This window comes from Methanobrevibacter curvatus (assembly GCF_001639295.1).
GTDB classification, from domain to species: domain Archaea; phylum Methanobacteriota; class Methanobacteria; order Methanobacteriales; family Methanobacteriaceae; genus Methanoflexus; species Methanoflexus curvatus.
On record NZ_LWMV01000217.1, the window covers coordinates 1 to 9,769 of the forward strand.

At 25.5% G+C, this 9,769-nt stretch carries 10 protein-coding genes; 8 read left to right on the plus strand and 2 right to left on the minus strand.

The annotated features are described in order from the left end of the window. Window positions 1-439 precede the first annotated feature (439 nt). Entirely contained in the window at window positions 440-613 is a 174-nt protein-coding gene (locus tag MBCUR_RS10460; RefSeq protein ID WP_157077728.1) for a hypothetical protein, read from the minus strand. A gap of 77 nt (window positions 614-690) precedes the next feature. Here MBCUR_RS10460 and MBCUR_RS09120 point away from each other — a divergent pair, with 77 nt between their 5' ends. The 3 genes from MBCUR_RS09120 (at window position 691) to MBCUR_RS09130 (ending at window position 2,193) form a co-directional block, all read left to right on the plus strand. Further along, window positions 691-1,239: an IS630 family transposase gene (locus MBCUR_RS09120; protein WP_084269680.1), complete on the plus strand. Its 549-nt coding sequence runs from the start codon at window positions 691-693 to the stop codon at window positions 1,237-1,239. Window positions 1,240-1,498: 259 nt separating this feature from the next. Further along, window positions 1,499-1,765 (plus strand): hypothetical protein, encoded by a 267-nt coding sequence (locus MBCUR_RS09125; protein WP_067092597.1) that lies wholly within the window; start codon window positions 1,499-1,501, stop codon window positions 1,763-1,765. After that, window positions 1,762-2,193 (plus strand): HVO_A0114 family putative DNA-binding protein, encoded by a 432-nt coding sequence (locus tag MBCUR_RS09130; protein WP_067092598.1) that lies wholly within the window; start codon window positions 1,762-1,764, stop codon window positions 2,191-2,193. The genes MBCUR_RS09125 and MBCUR_RS09130 overlap by 4 nt, the downstream gene beginning before the upstream one ends. A 242-nt stretch (window positions 2,194-2,435) precedes the next feature. Here the strand turns inward: MBCUR_RS09130 and MBCUR_RS09135 are convergent, their stop codons facing one another. Beyond that, entirely contained in the window at window positions 2,436-3,725 is a 1,290-nt protein-coding gene (locus tag MBCUR_RS09135) for a DEAD/DEAH box helicase (RefSeq protein WP_067092599.1), read from the minus strand. 680 nt (window positions 3,726-4,405) lie between these two features. Here MBCUR_RS09135 and MBCUR_RS09140 point away from each other — a divergent pair. From MBCUR_RS09140 to MBCUR_RS09160, 5 genes are all read left to right on the plus strand, one after another. Beyond that, window positions 4,406-4,684, plus strand: a complete 279-nt coding sequence (locus MBCUR_RS09140; RefSeq protein WP_067092600.1) for a signal recognition particle subunit SRP19/SEC65 family protein — start codon at window positions 4,406-4,408, stop codon at window positions 4,682-4,684. A gap of 198 nt (window positions 4,685-4,882) precedes the next feature. Then, window positions 4,883-6,295, plus strand: coding sequence for a single-stranded-DNA-specific exonuclease RecJ (gene recJ / locus MBCUR_RS09145; RefSeq protein ID WP_067092604.1), 1,413 nt, complete (start codon window positions 4,883-4,885; stop codon window positions 6,293-6,295). Between the two features lie 214 nt (window positions 6,296-6,509). Further along, complete coding sequence (gene aroA / locus MBCUR_RS09150; protein ID WP_067092601.1) at window positions 6,510-7,832, plus strand: 3-phosphoshikimate 1-carboxyvinyltransferase; 1,323 nt, start codon at window positions 6,510-6,512, stop codon at window positions 7,830-7,832. 189 nt (window positions 7,833-8,021) lie between these two features. After that, window positions 8,022-8,531, plus strand: a complete 510-nt coding sequence (locus tag MBCUR_RS09155) for a nitroreductase family protein (protein ID WP_067092602.1) — start codon at window positions 8,022-8,024, stop codon at window positions 8,529-8,531. Window positions 8,532-8,662: 131 nt separating this feature from the next. Then, a complete protein-coding gene (locus MBCUR_RS09160; RefSeq protein WP_067092603.1) occupies window positions 8,663-9,352 on the plus strand; it encodes an endonuclease III domain-containing protein in 690 nt (229 codons plus the stop codon). Window positions 9,353-9,769 lie beyond the last annotated feature (417 nt).

The window sequence follows — 9,769 nt, forward strand, 5'->3', positions numbered from 1 at the left end:
CTTTTTTAACCATCTTTTTTAAAGAATTATAATCATTTTCTCTGAGTTCTAATTTTCTATGTTTCATATTATTATAATATATAATTTAAAGTATATAAACATTTAGAATTAAATTGCCTTAACAATATTATATAAAACATTCTATTATGATATTCTTTTTTCATAAAAAATTTAAATATTTATGTAAATCTTAATAGTGCTGTCTTGGAACTTTAATTTTTATGATAAAATTATATGTGTGGGAGTTTAATTTTATATTAGAAATGGTAAAATTTTTAAACTTGATGAAAATGGTAGAAATTATTTACAAACTTTTGTTAAAAAACCAAAAGAAAATTAAGAGCACAAGTAATTTCATTGTTTGATAAAGGTCTTAAAATATTGATATTGTCAAAATATTGGATATTAACCATAATATTGTGGATAATATTAAGTGAAACTATTTGGAAGAAGGATATGAGTATGCTGTGTACGACAAGCCTCGTTTTGGGTAACCAAAGAAACATGGAATTACTGAAGAAACTGAAATTATTGTATTGGCTTGTACTGATCCTCCTGAAGGATTTAAAGATGGACTGTTAGACTTATTGCTAAAATACTTTGTGACAAACAAGGTTTTGAATCAATAAGTCATCAAACACTTGACCTTATTTTAAAGAAAGCTCAAATAAACCTTGACAAGAAAATGTGATGTATAAAAAAATAGACAAAGGCTATCAAAAAAGAATACTTACTATTTTAAACCTTTATTCTAAAGGATATGATCCAAAATATCCAATTATTTCTTTGGATGAAAGATATAAACCATTAATTGGAGATATAAAAAATAGAATTCCTATGAAACCTGGAAATCCTGAAAAACATGACTACCAGTACAAAAGAAATGGAACAGCTAATATTTTTGTTGCTGTTGACTTTAAAGGAGGAAAAAGAGATATTACCGTAACAGACAGACGAACAAAATTAGATTTCGCATTATATATCAAACATTTAGCAGACAATGTTTTTTCTAATGCAAAAAAGCTCCGAATAGTAATGGATAACTTAAATACACACATTTATACTTCAATACTTGAAAATTTCGAATTTAAAGAAGCTTTAGATTTAATACATAAAATAGTTTTTTATTATACTCAAAAATATGCTAGTTGGCTTAATACAGCAGAAATAGAAATTAATGTAATGGATACACAATGTACGGGTAGAAGAATAAGGGATAAAAATCTTTTAATTAGTTAAACTACTGCATTTATGAGTAATAGAAATAATAATAAGTCTAAAATTAACTGGAACTTTAATAAAAAAGATGCTGACAGGAAATTATCTAAAAATTATGTTGAAACATAATATCATAAAAATTAATTTTCCACAACAGTACATGTGCCTACAATTTACTCAGTTTTTTTTTAGAAATATTTAATGGCTGATGAAAATAATAAATATTAGTTTAGTAAAAATATACTAAAGTTTATATGGTAGAAAAAACAAGTATAATATTATGAAACAAGGCAACATGATAAAACTCAGCAAACATGGAAAAATCATTTACACTGGTAAATCCATAAGAGGATGGAAAATAATCATAATGCCAGACGAAATACGACTAGACAACTACTACAAACCATCACATATTCATGTTCAAAATAATGGCATACACATACCAGTCAAATACAAAAACTACGAAGAAGTGGGACTAATTGTAGAACTACACTTAGAAAAAAATAAAGGACTCAATTTAGAAAAACTGATGGAGGAATTATCATGATAAAAATAAAGCTAACTAGAACAATAAAAGGAAATGATCTCACCAACGAATTCAATGAAAAATATGAATCAATGGAGAATCTTAAAGAAATATTAACTGAAGGAAAAGGAGATATGAAATTAGAAAGCGATCTTGAAGATTGGGAGTATTTCCTAGAACACCCTGAGGAAAAATATACTCAAGAAATGATAATACATGATGAAAAACCATCATTTTCACAAACTGATTTGGAGATACTAAATTTAGTGAAAAATGAAAACCCTTCATCAATATCAGAATTATCTGTGATGATGGGTAAAGACATTGGTAATGTAGCAAAAAATGTGAATAAATTAAAAGAAAAAGGATTAATTGGGTTAGAAGAAGGAAAAATACATAATACGAAAACACCTGTTTTCAATTATGATAAAATAGAAATAGCTATCTAAAAATCATCAATCTTCTAACATTTTTTCTAAATTATTTTTGCCAAATTTAGAAATAAATGCTTTAATTAATTAATGCATTTGGATCTGTTTGTTTTTTAAGATCTTTAGCTTCTTTTTGAAGTTTTTTAATCTTTTCTAATTTCAATGCATATTATTTAAAAGTTTAAACAATCTTTAAATTTTTTACCTATTTTCAAGTTAAATTTTTATTTATTTAACTCTTTTTTAAAATTAAAATTATTTTATTTATCTTTGTTGATTGTTAATAATGCTGCAGCAAGGTCAACTGAAGTATAACCTTCTTCCATAGCTTTTTCTATTGATTCAATGTTTTTTGAATGCTTGTTTTTGTCAATAAGATCTAAAACATTTTCAAGTAATAAACCATCTTTTTTCTTTTCAATGTCTTTTAAACTTGGGATTTTTTCCTGTTTAATATTAGTTTTAGTAAATTTACGAATGTCTCTTAATTTATAAATTTCTTTTCCAGCTACAAATGTAAATGCATATCCTGTTTTTCCAGCTCTCCCAGTTCGCCCAATTCTATGGATATAATATTCATTATCATTAGGAAGATCATAATTAAAAACAGCCTCAACATTAGGCACATCTATTCCTCTTGCAGCAACATCTGTAGCAACTAATATTTCGATTTTATCTTTCCTAAACTTGTTCATTACCTTATCTCTTTGATTCTGACTCATATCTCCATGAATGCCCTCAACAGAAAACCCTCTTGCCTTTAAGTCTCTGGTAAGTCTGTCTACTCTTCTTTTTGTATTACAGAAAACTAAAGAAAGATTTAAATCATAAACATCAATTAATCTAGTTAAAGTTTCTAATTTCATCTTTTCTCTGGTTTCATAGTATATCTGTTCTATCTTAGGTGCAGTTAAATGATGATGAGGCACTTTTAAGATTTCAGGCTTGTTTTGATATTTTTTAGCTAGATTTGTAATAGTTTTATTGATTGTAGCAGAAAATAGCAATGTTTGACGATTTTTAGGTGTTTGTTTTAAGATAAATTCAATATCATCTCTAAAACCCATGTCTAACATTTCATCCGCTTCATCTAAAACTACAGTTTCAATTCCAGACAAATTTATGGTTTTTCTTTCCATATGATCCATTAATCTTCCAGGTGTAGCTATTATAATATGCACTCCTTTTTTTAAAGCCCTTATTTGTCTTCCAATTGATTGTCCACCATAAATAGGGAGTATATAAAGCTTTTTCATGTGGGTAGATAATTTACCAATTTCTTCAGCTACTTGAATACATAATTCGCGAGTAGGACATATTACAATAGCTTGTGGGGATTTGTCTTTAATAAAAATTTTTTCTAATATTGGAATAGCAAAAGCGGCGGTTTTTCCAGTTCCAGTTTGTGCTTGGCCAATTATATCTTTACCTTTTAATGATTCAGATAATGTTAATTTTTGTATTGGGCTAGGTTCTTCAAAACCTAAGTCTTTTATTGCTTTTATTATTGGATTTGATATTTCAAAGTCTTCAAAGGATAAGTCATTCATAGTTGAGTTCCTAATTATTTTTTAAAGTTAAATTTCCTATTTTTATAGGCTATTTTAAAATTATAAGTATTTTAGTTATATTAATAAAGAATTTTTCAAAAACATTTTAATATTTTTAGTAAAATTTTACATATATTTATTTATAAAATTGATTTTTTTTATTGAAATGTTTTTTGTTAAAAAATAGTATTTTTTTCATAAAAATTTAATAAATCTTTTAAGAGTTTTTAAATTAATACTATTGATAATATGATTAAAAAAATAAGTTGTTTTTATCAAATATTTTAAATTTTTAATAATATTGTTATTATATTTGTTTCTTATTACATTTAAATCAATGTTTTTTTTACGGTTAAAAACTTTGATGTTTTAAAAATCCGATTTTTTTCATTTAAAAGTCTTTAAATTTAAAAAATGTTTTGAAATCCAAATTTTTAAGTGCATTTTTTTAGAAAAATTTATTTAATATAAAATTAATAAGTATTATTATTAAAAATTATTATTAAAAATTATTATTTAAATTTATTTTTTAAATTTATTATTTATTTAAAATTAATAAGTATTATTATTTAAAATTATTATTTACATATTATTATTAAATAATTGTTTAGTAATATACATGTAATATTATTAAATTTATTATGCATTTTTTATTTTTATTCTTTATTTAAGGTGATCAATTGTCAAGAATAGTATGGCCAGTTTATATAGATTCAACAAAGTCTAGAAAAGAAGGTAGAAAAATTTCAAAGGAATTTGCAGTTAAAACTCCTAAGTTATCTGAAATAATTCGTTCTGCTCGTAAATTAAATTTTAATCCTATAATTGAAGAAAATAAAAGTTTTCCTGGAAGTTGGTATGAATATTCAGGAAGAGTTCTTATTGACAATGGTGATTTAAAAAAAAATGAAGCATTAATAAATATTTCTAAAACAATTAGTTCTTTAAGAAATAAATAATTCTAAAATATTTTATAAAATACTTGATTAATTTTAGATTAGAATGTTTTCAAAATAATTTAAAATATAAATTAATTTAAAATAATTCAAAATTATATATTAATTTAAAATACTTAACATTTAATGATTTAAATGAGTTTATGGCTGCTTATTAGGTGAAAAATGGTAAATGAAAAAACAGATAATATAACCCAAATTATAACAGAAATTCCTAAATCTATGGGTGATTTGTATAAAAAAGCTAAGGAAATAATAGAAACATCTAAAAATATAAAAATTTACTCTCACAATGATTGTGATGGAATTTCAGCTGGGGCTATTTTATCTATTTTATTAGATAGACTTGGTAAAGAGCATGAAATTGAAATAATATCTTTAGATAAGTTAGAAAATTTAAAAATTACCCATGAACTTACTATATTTTCGGATTTGGCTTCAGGTCAAAATATTGACAAAAATGCACATGATGATTCAAAATTCATTATTTTAGATCATCATCCCCCAATTAGAGATATTAACTACAACGACAATGTAAATTACTCATTTTTAGAGATTAATTCTAATCACCATGGGATTGACGGTTCTCATTATGTCTGTGGTGGAGGTCTTAGCTATTTACTTGCTCGAGAATTTGGATTTAAAGATTTAAGTTGGATTGGAGTTTTAGCTGCTGTAGGTGATATGCAAAATGGAAGGTCTGGAAAATTAGAAGGTTTAAATTCTTTAATTTTAAATGATGCAGTAGATCAAGGTTATGTAGATATAATCAGTGATTTATCATTGTATGGGAGACAAACAAGACCATTATTTGTTGCATTATCCTTTTTTAGTGATGTTATTCTTCCAATCACCAACAACAAACGTGAAGCCATTGCACTTTTAGAAAAATTAGATATTCCAGTAAAAAATCAATATGGAAGCCGTACTTTAAGTGATTTAACAAATATTGAGAAGAAAAAATTGTTTTCAACAATTATGGCAATGTTATCTAAGTCAGTTCCTGGAAAATATGTTAAATATATTCCAAGGCTTGTCTCTGCGGATTCTTATGAGTTTTTAATGGAAGAAAATAAAACTTTTCTTAGAGATGCATCTGAGTTTTCTACTGCTATGAATGCTTGTACAAGGAATAATAGAGAAGACATTGCTTTAAGAATTTTAAAAGGTGATAGACTTGAAGCTTTAGATGAACTTGAAGTTGTTTCTAAAGTACATAAACAATATTTGGCTCAAAATATTCAAAGAATTCAAGATCAAAAACTAATTGTTCAAGATGAAAATATCCAATACTTCAATGGCGAAGGAATTAAGAGTAGTGTTGTTGGAACTGTTGCAGGAATGATTTTAAGTTACGGGGACTGGAAAAAACCAATTATAGGTTTTACACGTGTTAGTGATGAAAATAAAGATTGGAAAGTATCTTTAAGATGTTCCAGACTTCTTGCTTTTGATGGGATTCATTTTGGAAATATAATTAGAGATATTTCTCAAAAAATCGGTGGAAATGGTGGTGGACACTCAGTTGCATGTGGTGCTTATATTCCTTATGAGAAGAAAGACGATTTTTTATCCCTTTTAAATCAGAAGCTGGAAGGTTTAATTTCTAAATAGCTTTTAAATTTCTAAATGTCTTTTAAGTAATAATGACAATAATATCAATAATAATAGTAACAGTAGTATAATAGTTAGTGATAATAATAATAATAATAATAATAATAATAATAATAATAATAATAATAATAATTTTTAAATAGTAATATTTTTTAATAGAAATAGTTTTTATATATTTATAATTTATAAATAGCAATATTTCACATGTGGTACAATGATTTTAAAGATTAGAAAGTTAAATAAGGTTGGTGGAGAGATTAAAGCACCTCCTTCAAAAAGTTACACTCATAGAGCAATTATAATATCTTCATTTGCAGATGGTGAGTCCATTATTCATGATCCATTAATATCTGAGGATACTCTTTCTTCAATTGGTGCATGTGAATCCTTTGGCTCTAAAATAGAACTAATAAATGATGATTCTGATTTAAAAATTATTGCAACTAAAAACATTGAAAATAGCTCTACTGAAGCAATTGATTTGAAAAATTCAGGAACTACTCTTAGAATAATGACTTCAATGGCAGGATTATCCTGCAATTCTACAGTTTTTACAGGAGACAAATCTCTTAGAACTCGCCCTATGGGAATTTTAATGAAATCTGGAAAACAATTAGGACTTAATGCTAAGTCTCTTAGAGGGGATGAAAAACCTCCAATTAAGGTTAAACCAGGTTTTGTTGGTGGTAAAACAGCTATTGATGGAAGTGTTTCTTCTCAATTTATCTCTTCTCTTTTGATGGCAGGTGCTTTATCTGAAAATGGTTTAAAGTTAGAAGTTAAAGGAGATTTTATCTCAAAATCTTATGTTGCAATGACATTAGACATTATGGAAAAATTTGGAGTTAATATTAATTCAGATTTGTCTACAAAAGGACATGAAAATTGTAATGAATATGAAAAGAAATGTGCATCCACATTTTTTGATTTAAAACCTCAAAAATATATTTCAAGAGAATACACTGTTGAAGGGGACTATTCATCTGCATCTTATCCATTATCTGCTGTAGCTATTAATGGAGGAGAAATAAAGGTTAAAAACCTTTTTAAAGAATCAAAACAAGGAGATAAAATCATAATTAATATTTTAAATCAAATGGGTTGTGAGGTATCTATTTTTGAGGACTATGTGATTTTAAAATCTAATGGAATGCTTAGAGGGGTTGATGTTAATCTTTACAATTCGCCTGATCTGCTTCCAACTGTGGCGGTTTTAGGTGCAATGGCTGAAGGAACTACTAAAATAACAGGAGTTCGTCATGCAAGATTTAAAGAAACTGATAGAATAGCTAAATGTTCTGCTGAGTTAAAGAAATTAGGTTGTCATGTAAATGAGTTTCATGATGGTATGGAAGTCATAGGGGGAATAAACTCAGGAACAGTAACATCTCATGGCGATCATAGAATAGCTATGGCCTTTTCTCTTCTTAACTTAAAACATGAAGTAGCCATTGAAAATGGGGATGTTTTTTCCGTATCTTTTCCAAATTTCCTTGAAGTTATGGCAGAAATTGGTCTAGATTTTGAATTGATTTAATGTTTAATATTTAAAATTTAATATTTAACTTTTTTATATTTATTTTTTTTATATTTAATATTCAATTTTTTTTATATTTTTTTTATATTTAATAAATCATATTTTTATTAAGATTTTATAATTTATACTTTGCACTTTTTATTTTTTTGTTTATTTATAAGGGATTTTAATTTTATATGGAGTAGTCTTATGGAAGAAATTTATAAAAGAAGAAGCATTAGAAAATATTCATCTAAAAATGTCGAAGATGAAAAGATTGACAAGTTGTTAAAAACAGCAATGCAGGCACCAGGTTCGAGACTGGGCAGTGAGCCATGGGAATTTATTGTAGTTAAAAATAAAGACACAATAAAAAAATTAAGTGATATGGATCTTAATTCAAAACCTCTCTCTGGAGCTAATGTTGCAATAGTATTGATAGCTAATATGAATACATCTCATTTTAAGCATGCTTGGGAGCAAGATATGGCAGCAGCAGCCACAACTCTACTTCTTGAAGCTAGCTATTTAGATTTAGGTGCAGTTTGGATTAATGTTGCACCAAAGGAAGATAGGATGAATTATATTCGAAATTTATTTGATTTGAATGATTATTTAAGACCATTTAATGTAATTAGTTTGGGTTATCCTGCTAATGGAGAAGAAAATAAGTTTATTAATAAATACCACCCAGAAAGAGTCCATTATGAAGAGTATTAACAATTTTAATTTAATTAATATTATAATTTAATTAACTATTTTAATTTAATTTATTATTATACCTTTAATTAATTATTTTAATTTAATTAAGGATTTTAAATTTTTAAATTCAATTGATAAAAGAGAAAAATATGACTAAAGATGCATTAATACATAAAGATTTAAGTAAAAAAGAAAAAGTAGAGAGAATTAAATCTATAATGACTTCTTTGGAGTCAATTTTTACTTTACGTATATTTGAAAACAGAGACCCATATAAAGTTCTCATTAGAACAATTTTATCTCAAAGAACAAGGGATGAGAATACAGACAAAGCTTCTGCAAAATTATTTTCAAAACATGGTGATGTTGAAGCAATAGCTAATGCACCTATCGAAGATTTAGAAAAACTTGTTAAAAGTGCAGGTTTTTTTAGAGTTAAAGCAAGGAGAATCAAAGAAGTTTCAAGTCTTTTAGTTGATCAATATGGTGGTGTGGTTCCAGACAATATTACGGAATTATTGGAGCTTCCAGGTGTTGGAAGAAAGACAGCTAATTGTGTTTTGGTTTATGCATTTCAAGAACCAGCTATTCCAGTTGATACACATGTGCATAGAATTTCAAATTTATGGGGAATTGTGGATACTAAAACACCAGAAGAAACAGAAATAGAATTGACAAAATTTATTCCAAAAGAGCTTTGGATAGACCTAAATGACTTAATGGTTCAATTTGGCCAAAATATATGTAAACCAGGACATATGCTATGTGAAAAATGTCCAATAACTAACAATTGCAACTATTTTTTAATCAAACTGTATATTAAAATAGGAATATTTTAAAACAGTATTTAATTTAAAATTTATTACAACTTTATTATAAATTTGCTATAAATTCATTTAAAATTTAGCAAAATATTTGAAAAAGAGAAAAAATCATACATTGTTGTTTAAAATTTATTTACGTCATTAAAACTAATGTTTTTTTTAAATATTTTTGATTTTATTGGCTATTTTTAAAGTTAATAAGTTACTTATTTTATTTTTTCTATTTAAATAAAAATTTAAGATTTCTTTTATAATTTTTTACAACTTTTTATATCTTTTTTTTATAAATATAATCAAGAAAATAACGTTTAGAAGTAATAATTTTTTTTAAAAATTCTTATATTTATCTATTAATTAAATTAAATAATTATAATAAATATTTTTTTATATAATTAAATTATAAGTGATTATTTTAAAAATTAGACATAATAT

Bases quoted from the DNA above. Each gene is read 5' to 3' on its own strand.
- MBCUR_RS09130 (WP_067092598.1), top strand. From the start codon at position 1,762: ATGATAAAAATAAAGCTAACTAGAACAATAAAAGGAAATGATCTCACC.
- MBCUR_RS09155 (WP_067092602.1), top strand. From the start codon at position 8,022: ATGGAAGAAATTTATAAAAGAAGAAGCATTAGAAAATATTCATCTAAA.
- MBCUR_RS09120 (WP_084269680.1), top strand. From the start codon at position 691: ATGTATAAAAAAATAGACAAAGGCTATCAAAAAAGAATACTTACTATT.
- MBCUR_RS09125 (WP_067092597.1), top strand. From the start codon at position 1,499: ATGAAACAAGGCAACATGATAAAACTCAGCAAACATGGAAAAATCATT.
- aroA (WP_067092601.1), top strand. From the start codon at position 6,510: ATGATTTTAAAGATTAGAAAGTTAAATAAGGTTGGTGGAGAGATTAAA.
- MBCUR_RS09160 (WP_067092603.1), top strand. From the start codon at position 8,663: ATGACTAAAGATGCATTAATACATAAAGATTTAAGTAAAAAAGAAAAA.
- MBCUR_RS09135 (WP_067092599.1), bottom strand. From the start codon at position 3,725: ATGAATGACTTATCCTTTGAAGACTTTGAAATATCAAATCCAATAATA.